The sequence below is a fragment of the Streptomyces sp. NPDC031479 genome, assembly GCF_055581065.1.
This window is the reverse complement of the sequence record NZ_JBVIKC010000006.1, coordinates 171,576-190,336: the sequence shown is the minus strand read 5'-3', so window position 1 is coordinate 190,336 and position 18,761 is coordinate 171,576. Positions and strand designations below refer to the sequence as shown.

The following is an 18,761-nucleotide window of genomic DNA, read 5'->3' as shown; positions in this document are numbered from 1 at the left end:
CGGGGCGCGGCTCCGCCGGTTCGTCATGGCTTCAGCTTGTCGGCCTCCCTGATTTCGTGGAGGTGGATGAGGAGATCGAAGGACTTGGCGATCGCGACGTCGCGGGGCTCCTCCGGGAACTGCGTGCCGATGTCGAGGGTGGGCCGGGCGACGTTCAGCCAGGCGCGCGCGGCGGCGGGGGCCTTGCGGACGTCGAGGTAGAAATCCTGGTAGCGGACCTGGTCGAGGGTGTGCTCGTTCCTGCCGGGCTCGGCGGCGCCCACGGTGAATTTCTTCCAGTCGCCGCCGAGGGCGGCGTCCTTCGACAGGAACGAGCCCTGGTTGAAGGTGAAGCCGATGGGCAGGTAGTTCCTTCCCATGGTGTCCCGCAGGAATGACCCCTGCGTCTTCGGGTACAGCTCGGGGTTGTCGGAGACGTAGCCGACGTGGTTGTTGTGCGCCGACACCAGGATCTTGTCGCCGGTGTGCTTCTGCCACCATGCGACGTTTTGCGCCATCACCTCGTCGCGGAACCGCTGATGGCTGTTCAGGGACTCCCGGTCGGCGGGGTTCAAGGTAAGGAACTTGGCGGTCTGGGCGATCGAGCGGGCGTTCTGCTCGGCCCACTCGAAGGCGTCCGTGCCGGAGCCCTTCTGGCTGCTGATCAGTTCCAGGCCCTGTTGCGCCTTGGCGGCGAGCTGCTGCCGCTCCGCGAGCGGCTTGGCCAGGTAGGCGAAAACGTCGTCGATGGGCCGCAGGCCGGCGTAGAGCTCGTTCAGCCGCGGGAGCGCCTCGGGGTGGTTCTTCTCCACGTAGCCGGTCACGCGTGCGAAAAACGCGTCATTCAACGAGGGGGCGCCGATGTCGTCGCCCATGAAGTGCACGGGGCGGTCGGGGTGGTTGCTGTTGTAGTCGCGCATCCACTCGATGAGACTTACGAATTCCTCGCGTTCCCAGGGAGAGTTGGCCAGCGTCTGTGCGGCGATCTCGCGGGCATCGCCCTTGCCGGTCTGGACGTAGTCGTCGATCTGGAGTCCCGCGGACCAGCTCAGTTCCAAGGCGAAGGTGGTGAAGCCCTTCTCTTCGACGAGGTGGCGAAAGACCCGCTCTTTCATGGTGAAGAACTCGTGGGAGCCGTGGGTGGCCTCGCCGAGGCCGACCACCTTGGTGTCGCCGATCATCCCGGACAGGGCTCGCAGGTCGGCCGTGTTTCCGCCGGGCTCGGTCGCCCGCAGCGGGTGGGCCGCCTGCTCCAGTACGCGTACCGGGTTCTGCTTACCACCGGCCGCGGGGACCTCATTGACGGTGACCGCATGGACCGCCACCGGGGTAAGGGCCGCCCCCGCCGCGATCGCCACCATGGCCATCAGCCGCCGGCGGCTGATGGGCCTCATGTGAATAGCCATGTGTTCTTGCCCTTCGATCACTTGCGTGTGAATCTCTGAGAAAAATCAATGCCCGCGATCCCATTGGCCGCCCGCTGAGGAAGCCGCAGGTCCCTTCCCCGGGCCTGCCCTCCTCCGGGGGGGTGCACGAGACCCGCCAATCGCGTGGCCGACCGAGCACCACCGAATCGTGGTTCTCGCTCCGACAGTGCCCTTACAGCGAATCATCGGATTTCACGGAGATCGTCCGAGTGTGGGATGAGAAGTCGCATGGGGCCGTGGGACTGTTCCTCTGCCGGACCGGGACCTGGGTCCTGGTCCTGTCCCGTCTGGTGCTGCCCGCCTGACGGTGAACGACAAGGTCAGTACATGTACCCCGCGCACCGCCGCCGGCCCGTTCGTCGCCGGTGGCTCCGACTGCCGGCGCGACCATCTCGGGGAGGCGAAGGCCCACAGGTGGCCGGCGTGGTGGGGCCGGTTGTTCTTGACGGGCCGGCGTCCGACATAGCGGCGGAAAACGGTCGCTGATCATCTTCGGGTTTTGCGGTGACAGCCCGCCCCCGCCGTGGGGCGGCCGGATGGTCAGGGGGCTGCGCGGCGGGCGGTGGCGGCCGGGGGCGCTTCGGGGTCGGGGGTGGTGAGTTCCGGTTCCAGGCCTTCGGTCACCGGCGTCCGCCGGCGGCCGGTGTCGGCCCGCCAGGCTTCGAAGACCAGGGTCGTCGCCGTGACGAGGGCGAGGCCCAGCAGCCAGCCCCCCACCACGTCGCTGACCCAGTGGACGCCGAGCGCGACCCGTGTGTATCCGACGCCCACGACCGTGAGCAGCGCGAGCGCCCACGGCAGCGGGCGCCAGGCGCGCGGTACCAGGGGCAGCAGGGTGAGCAGCAGGACGGCGCAGGAGGTCGTGGCCGTCATCGCGTGCCCCGAGGGGAAGGAGAACCCGGGGGCGTGGGCGACGGGGTCCGGCAGGCTGGGCCGTGCCCGTTCCACCGCGATCTTGACCAGCAGCCCGATGAGCCCGCCCGCCACCGCCGTGACGCAGGCCCAGGCGGCGAGCCGCCAGGCGCGGCGCACCGCGAGCCAGATCACGAGCAGGGCCACGAGCAGGCGCAGGCTGACGGGGTCCCAGACGAGGTCGCTGAGGACTTCGAGGACCCGGACCCGGCCTGGATGTTCGAGGGCGGTGGCGTGGAGGCGTTCGGCCGTCGCCCGGTCCAGGCGGTACAGGGGTGGCCATCGGGCTTCGACGAGCACCAGGGCGAGGGCGAAGGGCACGGCCGCCACGGCGGTGACGGCGGTGGTCAGCACGAGTCTCCTGCCGAACGTCGCATCGGGTCCGGCGTGCCGTGACAGCAGGCCGTGCAGCGGTCGGCGTGAGAGGGGTGCGGTGCGCCGTGCCATCTTCGTGGAGCCTCTTTCGTGTGCGGTCGGGGGCGGGCGGGTCAGACTCCGGGGTCGGGCCGGATCGGTTCCTTCACCCCCGCCCGGACGGCTTCCAGTTGGGCGGCGAAGGAGAGGCCGAGGAAGAGCGCGGTCGAGGTGAGGTAGGACCACAGGAGCAGGGACACGATCGCGCTGAGCGGGCCGTACACGTTGGTGAAGGAGCCGCTGGCGCCGACGTACAGGCTCAGGCCCCAGGTCGCCAGGTTCCACAGCACCAGGTGGACGACGGCGCCGAAGGCCAGCCAGGTGTAGCCGGGCTGGCTCCGGCGTGGGGAGAGCCGGAAGATCGCGCTGGTGGCGAGGACGGCGAGCAGGACGCCGACGGGCCAGCGCAGCAGCTCCCAGGCCCGTACGGTGCCCTCGTCGAGCCGGTACACCTCGGCGAGCGCCCCCGTCAGGTGGGTGCCGAGGACGGTGACGGTGAAGCTGAGGCCGAGGGGGAACCCGGCGAGGGCCGACATCACCAGGCCGCGGGTGTACTTGGCGAGGAAGGGGCGGTCGCGTTCGTTGCCGTATATGCGGTTGGCTCCCCGTTCCACCTGGCACAGGCCGGTGGTGACGTTGACGAGGGAGAACAGCAGCCCCAACCACAGCGCCGCCTGGCCGCCGTCCCCGGCGTGGCGCCGGCTCTCGTCGAGCGCGTCGTCGACCACGGCGTGTCCGGGGCCGCTGGTGAGGCTGCGGATGGTGAGTTCGGTGACGCGGCCGATGTCCTCGGTGTGCAGGACGCCGGAGAGGCCGACGGCGGCGATGGCCAGCGGGACGATCGACAGGACCGTCTGGAGGGCGAGCGCGCGGGCGTGGCTGAACCCGTCGGCGTAGCGGAACCGGATGAACGAATCGCGGGCCAGGCGCCAGCCGCCGTAGCGGCGCAACGCGGCCCATGCCTCGTCGGCGGACAGTTCGTCGCCGTCGACGTCGTGCCGTTGCGGTACCCGTCGTGCGGTGCCCATCGGTGTCCTGCCTCCTCTTCGACGTCTTCAGCGGGACCGGTCGGCCGTCACCGCGGCCCGCGGCGGTTCGTGGGGCGCACCGGGGGCGCGGGGCAGGTGGACGCGCAGGGCGCCCGGTTCGATCTCGGCGGTCAGGCGGGGGCCGTCGGGCACCGCGTCCCCGTCGAGTTCACGTGGCTGCGCCGTCGCGCAGCGGATGTCGACCCGGGTGGCGCTGAAGTACTCCAGCGCGCCGCCGGCCTCGCTGTGCCCGCCACGGGTGCGGGCCGGCGGGGGCGGCCGGTGGCCGAGGAGGCGGGCCGTCAGGTGTCCGGCCGCGGCGAGCCAGCCCGAGGGGCCACGGGGGGCGAAGAGCACCACCTCCAGGCGGCCGCTGTCCGGTCGCGCACCGGGCAGGAGGGGCAGCCCGCCCTGCAGGGCGCCGACGTTCCCGATGACGGCCATGCGGGCCCGGCGCTTCAGGGGGCGGCCTCCGTCGATGCTCACGGTGAGCCGTACGCTGGGGTCGCCCAGGTGGCGCACCGCCGACAGGACGTACGCGGCCCACCCCATCCGCGACTTGAGCCGCGGTGAGGCGTCGCGGACCATCGCCGCGTCGAAGCCGACGCCGGCCATGACCGTGAACCGGCTCGGCCGGAGGCCGTCGCCCCCGGTCCGGCCGACATCGATGCCGAAACTGTCTCCGGTCAGGGACTCGGAGAGGGCGGTGGCCGGATCGGTGGGGAGGCCGAGGTTGCGGGCGAGCAGGTTGCCGGTGCCGCAGGGCGCGACGGCGAGCGGGATCCCGGTTCCGGCCAGGACCTCGGCGCAGGCGCGCACCGTGCCGTCTCCCCCGCACACCACGACCAGGGCGGGCCGCTCGGCGGCGATCCGCGGCTCCAGCTCGCCGCAGGGCCGTGCGGCCGAGGTCGTGATCCACCGCTGGTCCGGCTCCTGATGGCCGTGGTCGCGCAGGACGGCCCTGATGCGGTCGGCGAGTTCGTCCGGGCAGCCGTGCGGGTGGCGCACGACGAGGACGGGCCTGCCGACGGGCCCGGTCGCGGGTGCCGGTTCGGGTCGGTCGCCCGGCGGCGGGGTGGGTTCGGCGGTCGGCGGGGTGCCGGGCCGGGGGGCGGACCGCCCCGCGGACGGCGCGTCCGTCCCCACGTCGGGCCGGGCGCCGGAGCCCTTCGCGGCGGTGTGTCCGTACAGCAGCGCGAAGCCCGTGATGACGAGGGTCACCACGCCGTTGAGCAGACCGGCGGCCACGTCGCTGGGGTAGTGCATGCCGCGGTGGACGCGGGAGAGCCCGACGGCCGGGGGGATCAGCAGCAGGAGGGTCGTGACGACCCAGCGCCAGGGCCCTCGCATGCGCAGGGCGGCGATCACGGCCAGCCCCGCGTACAGGGCGACGGAGGCGCCGACGTGGCCGGAGGGGAAGCTCGACGTCGGTGGGGCCGCGTCCAGTTGGGTGACGGCGGGGCGCGGTCGCTCCACGAACGCCGTGACCACGACGAAGACCGCCGACTGCGCGGCCACGGAGACGGCGAGGAACATGGCCTCGACGCGGTGCGCGACGCGCGGCAGCACGAGCAGGGCGATCACGCAGACCAGGGTCACGCCGATGACGACCTCCGTCCCGGCGAGCACCGAGAGCCACTTGGAGAGCGTGATGGTCGCCCCGTCGCGGTGCGCGCCCGACTCACGGACGGCGCCCGCCTCTTCGGACAACGGCCAGTGCCGCGCGGCCGGGCCGGTCACGAACCGGCCCAGGGCGACCATCAAGGCGGCCTGGACCGGAAGGAACAGCAGGAGCCAGGCGCCGCGCGCCGTCGAACCGTACCTTCGCATCATGCGGATCGTTTGGCCCGTCCGCGCGTGATCATGCGTCGGGGTGCCCGGTCAGTGGTCCCAGCCCAGGGGGCCGCCGTCAGGGCCGACGGGTCAGGGTGCTGGGGGCACCCGCGGACTGGGCGCCTTCCAGCTCGATGGTCAGGGTGTCGGGAGCGGTCAGGGAGACCACGTAGATGTTGCCCTTGGGGCAGTCGAAGGTGGCCGTGCGATCGGTGGGCCGGCTGGTCACGGCGGCGAGTACGGCGGTGTCGGCTCTCAGTCCGCGCAGTTCCAGGGCTTCCGTGCAGCCCAGGTTCCGTCCGCCGACCACTTCCCGGACGTCGCTGACCTGGCGTCCCATGACCTCCCCGACCGCGCCGGCCTGGAAGGTGACCGTGACCGCGAAGTCCCGGGTGCGGGCGTGGGTGATGCCGTCCGCGTCGGGGGTGCCGGGGCCGACGCCGGTCCAGGTGCCGACCCAGGGGGCGGGCAGGGTGGATCCGGAGGGGGACGGGGCGGCGGACGCCCGGCCGGGCGGAGAGGAGGACGGCGCGACGGCCGCCTTGTCCTCGCCCGTCGCGCCGCCGCGCAACTGCGTCAGGAGGACGGCCAGGGCCGCCACGCCGACGACACCGGCGACGCCGACGAGCACCCGACGCGTGCCCGACGCGGCGGATGGCGCGGCCGGGACCGGGACCGGGACCGGGATCGGGACCGGGATCGGGGCCTGGTCGGCCGACGGCGGCTGGTCCGGAAGCGGAGGGAAGGGGGCAGGCAGGGCGGGAGCAGGCGGGACGGAAACCTGCGGGACGGGCGCCTGCGGGACGGGGGCCGGTGCCTCGGGGGCCGTTTCCGTCGTCGCGTCGAGCAGCGGGCGCAGTGCGGCCTCGCGGCGGGCGCTGTCGGCCGGCAGGGCGGACGGGACCGAAGCGGTCCAGTCCCCCTCGCGGCCGGCCCCGAGCCGGTCCCGCACCTCCTCGGCGGTGGGACGCCGGTCCGGATCCTTCGCCAGGCAGTCCCGCAGGAGCGCCACGAGCGCGGCCGGGACACCGTCGAGGAAGGGCTCGTCGTGGACGATCCGGTACAGGAGGGCCGGCAGGCTCGTCTCCTCGGCGTGGTCGAGGAAGGGGCCCCGGCCGGTGACGGCGTGGACGAGGACGGCTGCGAGGGAGAAGACGTCCGCCGGATGCCCAGCCGTGGCGCCGACGGCCTGCTCGGGCGCGAGGTAGCCGGGGGTGCCGATGACCGCGCCCGTCCGGGTGCGGCGCGGGTCGCGGACGGTGCGGGCGATCCCGAAGTCGATGAGGAACGGCCGCTCCGGGCCCAGCAGCACGTTGGCCGGCTTGATGTCCCGGTGGACCACGCCGGCCGCGCGTACCGCCACCAGCGCGGCCGACAGCTCCCGGGCCAGTGACAGCACGGCCGCCTCCGGCAGCGGGCCGTGCCCGCGCACCCAGTCGCCGAGGGAGGGAGCGGGGACGTACTCCGTCGCGAGCCACTGCGGCGAGGAGCCGGCAGGGCTGAAGTCCACCACCGAGACGGTCCACGGCGAGCGCACGCGGTCGCTGGTGCGGATCTCCCGATCGAACCGTTCGGCGAAGCCGGGTTCCCGGCCCAGCTCCCGGTGGACCGTCTTCAGCGCCAGCGCCCGCCCCGAGGCGGTTCGGGCGAGGAACACCTCGCCCATGCCGCCCTCGCCGAGCCGCGCGAGCAGACGGTACCCGCCGATCTCCAGCGGATCACCGGGTCTCAGCGATTCCACCAAGCCACCCCGTTCCGAAGGCCGTTGCCGAGCAGAACTGTACGGGGCGACCGCGCGGGCCCTCCGGGGCGGCCTCCTCCCCGACGGGCGGCGCCGCGCGCATGGAGGCCCGTCGGGCGACGGGGCGCGAGGATGGCGGCATGACAAGCGCCTTCACCACCCGGACCCTGGACATCACCACCGGCTCCGACGAGACCGTCCACGACCTCACGGCCGCCTGCGCCCGCTTCCTGCGCGAGGTGGCCGACGGCCGCGACGGGCTCCTCAACGTCTTCACGCCGCACGCGACGGCCGGCCTCGCCGTCATCGAGACGGGCGCGGGCAGCGACGACGACCTGCTGGACCTCCTCACCACACTGCTGCCGGCCGACGACCGCTGGCGCCATCGGCACGGCTCGCCCGGACACGGCCGCGACCACGTGCTCCCGGCACTCGTACCCCCGCACGCCACCCTGCCGGTCGTCGACGGCGAGCTGGCGCTCGGCACCTGGCAGTCCGTCGTCCTGGTGGACACGAACCGGGACAACCCCCGGCGCACCGTCCGGCTGTCCTTCCTCGGCTGAGGGCGCCCGGGTCGAGGGCGAGGACGGCCCCCGCGCACCGGCTCCGGCGGCCCGAGCGGTTGCGTCGCGTGTCCGCGGCCGATCCCGGGGCATACGCACCGTACGAAACGCCCCGTACCGGACAGTGAAGCCGGGCGGGACCCGAACGGTGGAAACGGACCACAGTGACCTCAGTCAAGAGCAGTGCATCGCAGACCGAACGTTCGCCGCACCCGCGGACCCGGCCGCACTCGACGCCGGTGCGGCGGCGGCTCCTGGTCCTGGCCGGAGCGCCCGGGCAGGTCGCGAAGGCCCGTGATTTCACCCGTCGGGCACTACGGGAGTGGGAACTGGACGGGACGGAGACCTCCGAGGACGCCCTGCTCCTGGTCTCCGAGCTGGTGGCCAACGCGGCCCTGCACGCCGGCGGTTGCCAGCACCTCGCGCTCAGCCGCGGGGACGCGGTGCGCGTCGAGGTGTGCGACGGCTCCCCCGAGCTGCCCCGTCGCCGGTTCGGCGCCCGGCCCGGCGTTCCCGGGAACCACGGACTCCGTATCGTCGACCGGCTCTGCGATCGCTGGGGCTCCGAGGCCCACGCGCCCGGCAAGGTGGTGTGGGCCGAGATCGGTACCTCCCGGCTGGTCGCCGGCGGCCCCGTACGGCGCTGAGCCCGTTCGGGGCGCGGCGTCGGCGTGCGCACTTCGCGCTCCTCCCGGAAGACCCGGTCCGGTCGGGCGCCGCGCGACCCGGCCGACCCGGCGGCCGCCTTGCCCCACTGCTCCGTGTCGGGGTCTTCCCGGCCCTCCTCGTGCCCGTGTCCCCGCTCGGCGCCGTCGACGGGTCACGGTGGAAGGGGCGGGATCAGCCGGCGCAGACCACGAACGCGTGGCCCGCCGGATCCGCGTAGCGGCGCAGCGTGGTGCGGTTGTCGGGCCGGGTCCCGTCGTCCTCCGCGGCCACGGGCCTGGCGCCGAGTGCCACGGCTTCGCGTTCCGTCGCGTCGAGGTGCTCGGGCCGTACCAGGATCCGCAGGTGGGCCTGTTGGGAGCCTTCGGGCAGCGGCCAGCTCGGCGGGAGGTGGCCGGGGTCGCGCCGAACACCGAGTACGGTGCCGGTGTCCCCCGTCACGAGGAGGAGGTCCACGTCGTTCGGGGCCGGTCGCGTGGTCGCGCCGAGCAGGTCGGCGTAGAACCGTGCCAGGCGTTCGGGCTCGGCGGTGTCGAGGACGACGACGGGTGTCTTGGGTACGGTCATGCGGCGCGCCTGCCCGGCGTCGCCGCCCCTACACGGGTCGGGTTTCGGCCATGCCCGGCGGCTCAGGCGGAGCGCAGGCGCAGTCCGATCTCCTGCTCCTGATCGCCCGATACGCTCCCCGCGTCCTCGACGGCGAAGTGCCCGGCGAGGGCGACCCGTACGCGTTCCACGGCCCGCGGACCGCCCTGGAGGGTGAGGCCGACGGTGTCGGCCAGGGTGACCGCGGCCGGCCGGTCACGCGCCGGCTCGGCCGCGTCGAGGGTCGTGACCCAGACGGTCGCGCCGTGGCCCTCCTCGGTGGCGCGGTCCGTGCCGGGGTTCTGGGGGAAGAGGTGTTCGAGCAGGGCGAGCACGGCCCGTGCGTCCGCCTCCGAGCAGCCCGCCACCGTCACCCCCACCTCGGCGACGGGGGTGTCATTGTCCCGGCTCTCCATGGTCGTCCTCTTCCTCTCGTACCGGGTCGTGCGGGTCGGACCGCCGGGTTCGGCTGCGCCGTCCGGTCCGCCGGGGCGGGGAACGGTCCGTCGGGAAGCGTGCGTCCCGGCCGCGCGACGAGTGTCTCCACGCTCACACGGGCGCCCGCCGCGCGCATCACGGGCCGCTCAGCCGCCGTACGTGGGGCGTGCTCCGGGAGAGGTCCCTCCACCGGCGCGGTCCCGGTCGCCGGCGCCTTCGAGGACCAGGCGCGGGAGGGCGTGCGGGTGCTTCTCCGAGAGCCAGCCGATCAGCTGCTCCCGTACCGCGCAGCGCACGGTCCACAGGCAGTCGGGGTCCTTGGCCGTGACGATGGCGCGCACGACCATGGTGGAGGGCGTCGTCTCGGTGACGGCGACGTCCCAGCCCCGGCCGTCCCACTGCGGACAGTGGTCCAGGATCTCGCGCACCTTGTCGCGTATGAGGTCCACGGGGGCGCTGTGGTCGCAATGGAGGAACACCGTGCCGGTCATCTGCGCGCCGCCCCGCGACCAGTTCTCGAAGGGGCGGGTGGTGAAGTAGGAGACGGGCATCGTGATGCGGCGCTCGTCCCAGGTCCGCACCGCGAGGAAGGTCAGGGTGATCTCCTCGACCACTCCCCATTCATTGGCGACCACGACGGTGTCCCCGATGCGCACCATGTCGCCGAAGGCGATCTGGAACCCGGCGAAGAGGTTGCCCAGCGTCGACTGGGCGGCGACGCCGGCGACGATGCCGATGATGCCGGCGGAGGCCAGCACGGAGGTGCCGAGCGCCCGGAAGCTGGGGAAGGTCAGGAGCATCGCCGCGACCGCGACGACGCCGACGACGGCGGTCACGACCCGCATGATCAGGGTCACCTGGGTGCGGACCCTGCGGACCCGGGCCGGGTCCCGGGTGCCGGTCGCGTAGCGGGCGTAGCCGGATTCGACGGTGGCGGAGGTCATGCCCACGATGAGCCAGGCTCCCGCGCCGATCAGGGCCAGGGACAGGGCGCGGCCCACAGCCTCCTCGTGGTCCTGGAGGGGCCTCCACACCGTCTGCCGGTACGCCGCCCTGAGCAGCGCCGCGAGCAGCACGATCTGCAGGGCGGTCCGGCAGCGGCGCAGGGAGTTCCACAGGGGTGTTTCGGGGTGCCGCGCGTCGGCGCGGCGCAGCAGCACGTCGATGACCCATCCGACGACGGCGGTGAGCAGGATCGAGCCCCCGAGTACGGTCAGCAGGCGAAGGGCGCTGTTCATATCTCCTCGGTGAATGCAGACGGCACGGACCCCACCCGCCTGCCCCGATGGGCAGGGCCGACACGGGGTGGGTGGGTGTGTTCCCGCAGCGGGGTGGGCCATCCGTGTGCGGCGCCGCTGCGAGGGGTCGGCGGGGCCCGTGGCGCCGGTGGCCGTCCGGCGGCTCGGTGAGTGGCATGTCTCGAACAAGGTTTCCCGAGCAAGGTTTGGCCGGTCGGGACCGGGCCATACGCGGGGACAGTGGTCCGGTTCGGGCACGCCGTTCCTCCGACGGCGCGGCCGGATCACCGGCACCGACGGCCTGCTGTCCGGGATCCGCACGGAAACCGGACACCTCCCGGCCCCGACCCGTTCGAACGGCCGGCGGCCGAGGCCCTGCCCGGCACTCCCCCGACGACGGCGCTCGGACCGCGGTCCTCGGGCGAGGGGCCCGGACGGCAGCCGCCGCGGACACCACGACGTCCCCCGGTGTACGTTCCCTCGGCGCACGGCGCCGAACAGCGCGGGTCCGCACGGATGTCGACGTCCTTTGTGCGCCACGACGTGCGCCTCCCGGTTCGCCACGTGTTTGAGGGGGAAGGGCGTGCACACGTCGCCGAGGGCGAAGACGCCTGGGGCGCTGGTCCGCTGCCGGTCGTCCACCACGATCCGTCCGTCGTCGTGCAGTTCGATGCCGGCGCGGGCCGCGTCGATCCGGTCGCTGCCGGGGGTGCGGCCGACGGCCACGAGCAGGGTGTCCGCCTCGACGTCGGGGCCGTCGTCCAGGATCAGGCGCAGTCGTCCCGGCTCGCCTTCGAGACGGGTGAGCGCGGTGCCCGTGCGTACGCCGTGGCGGGTGGCGGCCAGCGCGGTGTAGGCCCGGGCCACGGTCTCGTCCTGGGCGGGGAGCAGGGTGTCCGCCTGCTCGATGACGGTGACACGGCTGCCGGCCTCGTGGAAGACGTGGGCGAGTTCGGCCGCGACGTAGCCCCCGCCCAGCACGGCCAGCCGGTGCGGGGGACGGTCCAGGCGCATGACGGTGTCGGACGTCTCGTACGGCACCCCGGAGTCGGACACCGGCAGCGGGACGGTCGGGCGGCTGCCCCCGGCGACGACGACCTGGCGGCCCCCGAGGGAAACGGGGCCTCGGTCGGTGTCGACGTGGAGGGTCCGCTCCCCGGTGAAGCGGGCCCGTCCTCGGTGGACCGTGACCCCGGAACGACGCCGTCCGTCCTCCCCCTCGGCGGCTTCCCGGTCCAGGCGCGTGAAGACCCGCTCCCGCAGGTCGGCCCAGCGCACCCGGGCCGGGCCCGTCTCCACACCGAATCGGGAGGCCTCGCGGACGGCGGCGTGAACGTCGGCGGCGTGCCCGAGCATCTTGCTCGGAATGCATCCCCGGTTCAGGCAGGTGCCGCCGAAGGGGCCCTGGTCGATGACGGCGACGTCGAGGTGGGAGAAGCGCTCGTCGATGACGGCGTTGCCGGAGCCGGCTCCGATGATGACGAGATCGTGGGTGCGCATGCCGGAGTCCTACCCGCGTATTCGGCGGTGTCGGCTTCCTCTGGGGAACCGTGTGCCTTCGTCCAGTCTGCGGAGGCCGGGGAACAGCAGTCGGTCCGTGCGGCATCGGGCGCGTACTCACCGCCCTGGGAGCGAGGGTCCACCCTCAGGGCCGACGGCGCATCGGCGATCGCACCGGGCGCGGAGAACTGCCCCTGCGCGGATGTGTCTAGTGGTGTCGCCTGAGGCTCGTGATGAGGATGCCGACCGCGAACGCGATCAGGAGCAGGTGCAGCCAGACCGGGCCGGGCGGGGCGCCGGTGGGGGTTGCGAGGGGTAAGTGCGTTTCGACGTGCCGAATCGGTTCCATGACGGGGCGTATGCCCGTGAACCGCCCTTCGATGCGGGCCGGTTCCGGCCCCCTGTCCCCCGTGGTCTCACCGGGCTTGCGGGTGGGCGGACACGGCGGTGCGGGGCCGCTTCGGGAAACGGCCCCGCACCGGGCGTCGTCGGAGGGTGCGCGGTGCGCGCAGGGGTCAGGCCCCTTCGCCGAGCACCGCCTCGATCAGCCGGCGCTGTTCATCGGTCAGGTCGGGATCGCGTAACTCGATCACCTTGCCGTCGATGTGGATGGAGTAGACGAAGCCGTCGGCCACGGGGCGCCCCGCCGACGGCGCTTCGGCGCTCAGCGCGCGTTCGGCCAGGCTCTCCAGCTCGGCTCCGTCGGGTCGGCAGTGCGTGTCGGCGGACCCTGTGCGCTCCCTGCCGGCGAACCCGCCGGTCCGGGTGATGACGATCAGCATGGTGGGACCTCCTGGTGAAGTGCGCCCCTCCCGTACGGGTGGGGAAGGCGGCGCATCGAGTAGATCGACGCCTCTCGCCTTCCCCCGAAACGCGCGGGCTTGCCTCCTGTGGGCGGCGAGGCTCAAGACGGCCGAAAACGGCCGGCGGCCGGGCGGGCCTTGCCGCCCCGGCCAGCCGGCCCACGGTCGCCTCCGCCCCGCCCATGCCGGAGTGCACCACCAGCAGAACGCCGTTGGGACGCAGCAGAGCCGAAGGAGCACGACCATCCCGGCCTCCACACCTGTTCGCAGGTACCGCAGAACATCCTTGGTGAGGCGCTCGCCGGGCAGGGCCGCCGGGATACCCGGCGGGTACCGGGTCAGCATTTCGGCTGCGATCCGGCCGTCCGCCTTCTGCCAGGGCACCTGCTCCGTTCGGCCGAAGAAGGCATCACGGGGCAGCGCCGCCTGCTCCAACCTCAACCTCGACGGCGGCGGGGCTTCCACGGGCTGTCCCGTACGAAGCTCCGCGGCATGCGCGGCCAGGTAGGTCAGGGCCGTCAGAAGCACCTCGGCCGTGTCGCTGTCGTCGGCGTGGGTGAGCTGGGCGCTGATGCGGCGGTGGTCGGCGATGTGGAGGTTGATGCGGTGCTCGTCCCGAAGCCGGTCGGCGGCGCGGTAGCCGGTGACCTCCCACGCGCTGATGTCGATGATGATCTGGAGGGGGTCCATGTCCGCCGCCCGGCCCGGCCCGCAGAAGTCGTCGCGGCCGTGCACGCGCATGCCGTTGATACGGGAGATCCGCTCGCGGGTCTTCTGAGCGAGGGCGAGTGCGTGGTCGTAGAGGGCCCCGCCTGCTCGACCATCTGGCGGCGCCAGCCGTCCCAGCGGTCCTCACGGCTCTTGAGCACCTCCGGTCGGACCAGGTCCCCCTGGAGGTGGAACACGGAGCTCTGCTCCAGGCCGGAGCCCATCTTGTGCACGGAGGTGACGCACACGTCGGCCCCGGCGTCCATGGCCCAGGTCGGCAGGTCCGGGTGGAAGGGCAGGTGGGCGCCCCATGCCTCGTCGACGATCAGGGGCCGGTGCCGGCGGTGGCAGACCTCGGCGATGGCGGCCAGGTCCGAGCAGGTGCCGTAGGGCGTGGGCGTGGTCACCAGCGCCCCGCGGGCGTCGGGGTGCTCGGCGAAAGCCGCCTCGACGGCCTCGGCGGTCGGCGGGTGGGCGAGGTGACGCTTGGCATCCCACTGCGGCTCCACCCAGACGGGCTGGATGCCCGAGAGGATCAGGCCGGACACCACGGATTTGTGCGCGTCCCGGCCTACCAGCAGCTTCTCGTGCGGTCCCGCGACGGACAGCATCGCCGACTTCACCGACAACCGCTTCGCCGAGCACGGCCCGCACCCTGGGGTCGGCGCCCCGTCCCTGTTTGTGCCCCGGAGGCGTGAACGGGGTCTGGCCGCTTTCTCGGTAGGCGGCCAACGCGTCGAGTACTGGTGCCTTCGAGTGGTCCATGACACGCGCCTGCCCGCAGACCCGGCCGGCCGGCCGGGACACGGCACCCGCGGGGCCGTTGGGGTGACAGTCGTGTGGCGCCCGACGGAGAACCCGTCACAGGGCTGCCCGAGCGGGCGGGGACGGGCAGGGATGGTGCGCTTCCCGTCCGGTCCCTGCAGCACAATGGAGCATCCCGTGAGCGCAGACATGTGGAGCTACAACCCCGGGTCGAACTACACGCCGGGCACCCGCCTGATCGGCTTCAAGGTCGAATCCAGTGACGGCCACATCGGCAAGGTCGACGAGCACACCGAGGACGTCGACGCCTCGTACATCGTCGTGGACACCGGACCGTGGATCTTCGGTAAGCACGTCCTGATCCCTGCCGGCACGGTCGTCCGCGTCGACAGGGACGACGAGAAGATCCACATCAACCTCACCAAGGACCAGATCAAGGACTCCCCCGAATACGACAGGGAGAAGCACCGCGGCGACGCCGCCTACCGCGGTCGGCTCGGCCAGTACTACGGCCAAGACCACAGCTGACCCCGGCCGACGGCTGCCCCTGCGGCCCCCACCCCGCAGGGGAGCCGCAGCACCCGGGCCGGCTCGGGGCCGGTTGGGCAGGGATCGAGCGGGCAGGGCTCCGGGGCCGCGCCATCAGGACACCGACCGCAGGCCTGGCGGCGGGCAGGGCGCGGCCACCCGGGTGACCTCCGCCCGGCTCGCGGCCCCGTACCGCCGTGCACACGCGCGGCAACGCAAGGATGCACAGGCCGGTTCCCCCCTTTTTCGTGGCTGGAGTCTTTCAGTGCTCGAACGCAAGCAGCTCAAGGGCCGTACCCAGGTCACTTTCATCCTTCCCGAGGACGCTCCGGGCGGACCCGTCAGCGTCGTCGGAGACTTCAACCAATGGGACCCCGCCGCCCACCCCTTGGCACCCCGCGGGGACGGAACCCGCGCCGCAACCGTCGTCCTCCCCGCGAAGAGCGCTCATTCCTTCCGCTACCTCGCGGTCGGCGACTACTGGTTCGACGACGAACAGGCCGACAGCCACGACGGCGTCAACAGCCGCCTGCACACCTGACCTTCGGCCGCCGGCCCGACCGGGGCCGGTACGGCACGGGTGGACTATCCCGCCGCGCCATTCAAGGTCCGGCCGTCCCGTGCCGTCGCCGCGTCACCCGGTTCACCGGGCCATGCGGTACGCAGCCGCTCCCGCGCCGCGGCCAGCGCGGCTTCGATGTCACGCGTCCCGGTCGACACGCACAGCGTGTAGACCACATCCTCCATCTGCTGCCGCACCGGCCCGTGGGGGCCTGCGGCCCGGAGCTGCGACTCCGTCTCGTACTCCTCCACCAGACGTGCCAGCAACGTGGGGTGAGTCATCATCACGATCTCGCTCCTTCACAAGCGTCGCCGTCGGGGGCGGCCGGCTGCCCCCGACGCGTCGCCTGCCCGGGCACGGGCATCCCATGCGCCACGGGCGTCGCTGCAATGGCCCCGCGACCGACACGGCCGCGGTGGGTGAGTGGGGTGAGTGCCGCCCCCGGCGCTCCTTACGCTGTCGCTCCGTCCGCGCCAATATCGGCCGGCGGGAGTCCGGCCAGGGCTGCGGCCCGCCGGGTCGGCCGCGGGACGGCACCGAGCCATTCGCAGAACAGCACGGTGGCGTCGTCCTGAAGGCGGCCGTCGTGGTGTTCGAGAACGGCGTGGATGAGGCGGCGCAGGGTTTCGGGGACCGGCAGGCCGGCGGCGTGGTGACGGATGAGGAAGTCGGTGAAGCGGGCCAGGCCGAATTCCTCGTTGCCGGCCCGGCGGGCTTCGGTGATGCCGTCGGTGTAGAGCACCAACCGGTCACCGGGCTCCAACTGGTCCCGGCACAGAATGGCGGGAAGGCCGAGAGCGGTGCCCATGGGGTGGGCGGGCGGGCAGTCCAGCAGGGTGCTCCAGCGGCCACCGCGGATGATCACCGGTGGGTGATGGCCACGATTGACCCAGGTCAGGACCCCGGTCCGGGTATCGAGGTCGGCAAGGATGCCAGTGACGTAGCGGGACTGACCGTACTGTTCGATCAGAACCTCCTCGATCCTGTCGCTCGTCTCCACCAACCCGGCGCCTTGGCGGCGCGCATTGCGGCAGGCACCCATCGCCAGGTTGGCGGTCAGCCCGGCGGCCGTATCGTGCCCCATGGCGTCGAACAGCGACAGGTGCACCACGTGCCCGGCGATCGCGTAGTCGTACGCGTCCCCGCTGATCGTGTAGGCGGGCTCCATGGCCGCTGAAATCATCACGCGGCCGTCCGCGTACGTGGGCGGCGGCATCAGGTGCCACTGCATCTCCGCCGCGACGTGGAGCGGCTTGACACGCGTCAGGCGGGCGTACGAGTCGCTGCTGCGCCGCTTGCTGTCGATGAGCAGAGCAAGCAGGGCGGACAGCAGTTCCATGTCCTCCAGAGCCCGCGGGTCGGCGTTGGCGGTGGTGATCCGCAGGACGCCCAGGCGTTCGGTACCGTCCAGCAGCGGCACCCACCAGTGACTCCCCGCCCCGCTCGCCTCGCCACCGGCCACGAGCTGACCGTACTGGAAGGCACGCCCGGCCACCGTGCCCTCGATCTTCAGCTCGGTCTCCTCCCCCACCGCCCCCAGTCCGGCGTCCGGCCCCACGCCGGTGAGCAGACGCAGCACGTCACCCCGCAGATCGACCACGTAGATCAGTACCTGGGTGAAGCCGGCACCGGCCGCATACTCGGCCGCCTTCGCCGGCAGGAGCTCCAGCGGCATCAGGTGGCTCGCCAGCAGCAGGCTCCCCAGCATGCGCCGCCCCTGTGCGTCCCGGTCCCGGTCGTTCACCGCAGCACCCTGGCCCTCTGATCCTCTGGTCCTCACTTCGAGCAGGCACACTGCCGATACCGGTGCGCAGGTGCCCTCACTCCCACTCTCCTCCTCCACGGCTCCGTGAGACAGGCGGGCCGAAACCGTCGGGGGGACCTTCGCCGGCCCTGTTCACTCCGCACGCCGGGCATCGAAGGTGACGTCGTCCACCGCGCAGATGTCCGCGGACATGTTGCGACGCATCATGCGCAGGGCCGCCGCAGCCAGGTCGGCGTCGATGTGGGCGACCGCGTCGGCCGCTACGACGACATCGAAGTGCCGGATGTGGGCATCCAGAGCCGAGTACATCACGCACTGTTCGGTCACCTGCCCGCACAGGACCAGGCGCTCGGTCGCCAGTTGGCCCAACAGGTGGGCCAGTGGGGTTTCGTAGAAGATCGAGTGCCTCGCCTTGACGACGAAGAGCGAGTTCTCGTCGGGCGCGACCGGCTCCACCAGATCGCTGTGGTGGCCGTCGAGGGCAGCCCGCAGGATCTCCCCGTGGTGCGAACGCCACTCCCCGAAATTGTCGTTCACGTAGATGACGGGCGAGTCGCTGGTCCGGGCGTGCTTCAACAGGGCCGTGACCCCGTGCAGCGCCTCACGAACGGACGGCACCAGGGCGTCGGCGTCCTCGTGTGCGTAGGTGTTGAGCATGTCGATCACGATGAGCGCTGTACGAGGCATGGAAGCCGCCGCCTCTCGACCCGTCCATCCAGCCCGTGACCGCCCGTCGGCGGCGGACCGCCGTGGGCCCGGGCTCGCGCGGTCCGGCCCGTCTGCTGATTCCAGTCTCCGTCATCCAGGGCGGTGCGGCCCGTGCGACGTGCTCACGAGGTCCACCACCGTCGTGGGCGCCGGTCGGCCGCTGAGGCCCGCACGCGCCCCCACGGCGCGCTGCACACGTTTGAAAGCGCGAGACGTGTGAAGAAGCGACTTGACCGTGGCCTTACCTCAGGAAGCAGGAGGCGCATCGTGGGCATCATCGCGTGGATTCTCATCGGTCTGTTTGCCGGCCTCATCGCCAAGGCGATCATGCCGGGCAAGGACCCCGGCGGCATCATCATCACCATACTCATCGGCATCGCGGGAGGCCTGCTCGGCGGCTGGCTCGGCAAGGTCATCTTCGGTGTCGACTCCATCGACGGCTTCTTCGACCTCTCGACCTGGATCGCCGCGATCATCGGCTCCGTCATCCTCCTGGCCCTCTACCGCCTGACGATCGGGAGCCGGCACTCTCACCGGCATGCCTGATGGCGACCGCGGTCCTCACCGGTCGCGGCCGGCTGTGCCTCCGCATGCCCAC

17 protein-coding genes and 2 pseudogenes are annotated in these 18,761 nt (G+C 72.5%); 5 read left to right on the top strand and 14 right to left on the bottom strand.

From position 1 onward, the window contains the following. Positions 1–23: 23 nt before the first annotated feature. The 5 genes from ACZ5D2_RS10065 to ACZ5D2_RS10045 all read right to left on the bottom strand — a co-directional run bounded on the left by ACZ5D2_RS10065 (position 24) and on the right by ACZ5D2_RS10045 (position 7,334). On the bottom strand, positions 24–1,373 hold the full coding sequence (locus ACZ5D2_RS10065) for an erythromycin esterase family protein (RefSeq protein ID WP_468928485.1): 1,350 nt from the start codon (positions 1,371–1,373) through the stop codon (positions 24–26). 573 nt (positions 1,374–1,946) lie between these two features. Next, positions 1,947–2,765 (bottom strand): phosphatase PAP2 family protein, encoded by an 819-nt coding sequence (locus ACZ5D2_RS10060; RefSeq protein WP_468928484.1) that lies wholly within the window; start codon positions 2,763–2,765, stop codon positions 1,947–1,949. Positions 2,766–2,806: 41 nt separating this feature from the next. Next, on the bottom strand, positions 2,807–3,760 hold the full coding sequence (locus tag ACZ5D2_RS10055; RefSeq protein WP_371680961.1) for a YihY/virulence factor BrkB family protein: 954 nt from the start codon (positions 3,758–3,760) through the stop codon (positions 2,807–2,809). Positions 3,761–3,787: 27 nt separating this feature from the next. Next, the gene (locus tag ACZ5D2_RS10050) at positions 3,788–5,593 is read right to left on the bottom strand and encodes a bifunctional phosphatase PAP2/diacylglycerol kinase family protein (protein ID WP_468928481.1); all 1,806 of its coding nucleotides are present in this window, start codon (positions 5,591–5,593) and stop codon (positions 3,788–3,790) included. A 76-nt stretch (positions 5,594–5,669) separates the two neighbouring features. After that, on the bottom strand, positions 5,670–7,334 hold the full coding sequence (locus ACZ5D2_RS10045) for a serine/threonine-protein kinase (RefSeq protein ID WP_468928479.1): 1,665 nt from the start codon (positions 7,332–7,334) through the stop codon (positions 5,670–5,672). A gap of 140 nt (positions 7,335–7,474) precedes the next feature. On the opposite strand from ACZ5D2_RS10045, the gene ACZ5D2_RS10040 reads away from it, so the two are divergent. Continuing rightward, positions 7,475–7,897, top strand: coding sequence for a secondary thiamine-phosphate synthase enzyme YjbQ (locus ACZ5D2_RS10040; RefSeq protein ID WP_371680957.1), 423 nt, complete (start codon positions 7,475–7,477; stop codon positions 7,895–7,897). Positions 7,898–8,061: 164 nt separating this feature from the next. Continuing rightward, positions 8,062–8,544: an ATP-binding protein gene (locus ACZ5D2_RS10035; RefSeq protein ID WP_468928477.1), complete on the top strand. Its 483-nt coding sequence runs from the start codon at positions 8,062–8,064 to the stop codon at positions 8,542–8,544. 193 nt (positions 8,545–8,737) lie between these two features. Here the strand turns inward: ACZ5D2_RS10035 and ACZ5D2_RS10030 are convergent, their stop codons facing one another. The 6 genes and pseudogenes from ACZ5D2_RS10030 to ACZ5D2_RS10005 all read right to left on the bottom strand — a co-directional run. After that, positions 8,738–9,130 carry a VOC family protein gene (locus ACZ5D2_RS10030; RefSeq protein ID WP_371680955.1) on the bottom strand — a complete coding sequence of 131 codons (393 nt, stop codon included), beginning with the start codon at positions 9,128–9,130 and terminating at the stop codon, positions 8,738–8,740. A gap of 62 nt (positions 9,131–9,192) precedes the next feature. Continuing rightward, entirely contained in the window at positions 9,193–9,564 is a 372-nt protein-coding gene (locus ACZ5D2_RS10025) for a hypothetical protein (RefSeq protein WP_371680954.1), read from the bottom strand. 168 nt (positions 9,565–9,732) lie between these two features. After that, positions 9,733–10,824: a mechanosensitive ion channel family protein gene (locus tag ACZ5D2_RS10020; protein ID WP_371681417.1), complete on the bottom strand. Its 1,092-nt coding sequence runs from the start codon at positions 10,822–10,824 to the stop codon at positions 9,733–9,735. A 561-nt stretch (positions 10,825–11,385) separates the two neighbouring features. After that, positions 11,386–12,324: pseudogene (locus ACZ5D2_RS10015) on the bottom strand (FAD-dependent oxidoreductase); the annotation flags it as partial. Between the two features lie 515 nt (positions 12,325–12,839). After that, positions 12,840–13,373, bottom strand: coding sequence for a protealysin inhibitor emfourin (locus ACZ5D2_RS10010; protein WP_371681416.1), 534 nt, complete (start codon positions 13,371–13,373; stop codon positions 12,840–12,842). Beyond that, a pseudogene (locus ACZ5D2_RS10005) lies at positions 13,365–14,600 on the bottom strand (aminotransferase class I/II-fold pyridoxal phosphate-dependent enzyme); the annotation flags it as partial. The gene ACZ5D2_RS10010 and the pseudogene ACZ5D2_RS10005, both read right to left, overlap by 9 nt. A 177-nt stretch (positions 14,601–14,777) precedes the next feature. On the opposite strand from ACZ5D2_RS10005, the gene ACZ5D2_RS10000 reads away from it, so the two are divergent. Together ACZ5D2_RS10000 and ACZ5D2_RS09995 are read left to right on the top strand one after the other, a co-directional pair. Continuing rightward, positions 14,778–15,128 carry a PRC-barrel domain-containing protein gene (locus ACZ5D2_RS10000; protein ID WP_371680953.1) on the top strand — a complete coding sequence of 117 codons (351 nt, stop codon included), beginning with the start codon at positions 14,778–14,780 and terminating at the stop codon, positions 15,126–15,128. 265 nt (positions 15,129–15,393) lie between these two features. Beyond that, positions 15,394–15,669: an isoamylase early set domain-containing protein gene (locus ACZ5D2_RS09995; RefSeq protein ID WP_371680952.1), complete on the top strand. Its 276-nt coding sequence runs from the start codon at positions 15,394–15,396 to the stop codon at positions 15,667–15,669. A 44-nt stretch (positions 15,670–15,713) separates the two neighbouring features. Here the strand turns inward: ACZ5D2_RS09995 and ACZ5D2_RS09990 are convergent, their stop codons facing one another. The 3 genes from ACZ5D2_RS09990 to ACZ5D2_RS09980 all read right to left on the bottom strand — a co-directional run bounded on the left by ACZ5D2_RS09990 (position 15,714) and on the right by ACZ5D2_RS09980 (position 18,142). Continuing rightward, entirely contained in the window at positions 15,714–15,974 is a 261-nt protein-coding gene (locus ACZ5D2_RS09990) for a DUF5133 domain-containing protein (RefSeq protein ID WP_371681415.1), read from the bottom strand. 167 nt (positions 15,975–16,141) lie between these two features. Next, positions 16,142–17,398, bottom strand: coding sequence for a PP2C family protein-serine/threonine phosphatase (locus tag ACZ5D2_RS09985; RefSeq protein WP_371681414.1), 1,257 nt, complete (start codon positions 17,396–17,398; stop codon positions 16,142–16,144). A gap of 189 nt (positions 17,399–17,587) precedes the next feature. After that, on the bottom strand, positions 17,588–18,142 hold the full coding sequence (locus ACZ5D2_RS09980) for a cysteine hydrolase family protein (protein WP_468928474.1): 555 nt from the start codon (positions 18,140–18,142) through the stop codon (positions 17,588–17,590). Between the two features lie 288 nt (positions 18,143–18,430). Here ACZ5D2_RS09980 and ACZ5D2_RS09975 point away from each other — a divergent pair, with 288 nt between their 5' ends. Continuing rightward, entirely contained in the window at positions 18,431–18,709 is a 279-nt protein-coding gene (locus tag ACZ5D2_RS09975; protein ID WP_371680950.1) for a GlsB/YeaQ/YmgE family stress response membrane protein, read from the top strand. Positions 18,710–18,761 lie beyond the last annotated feature (52 nt).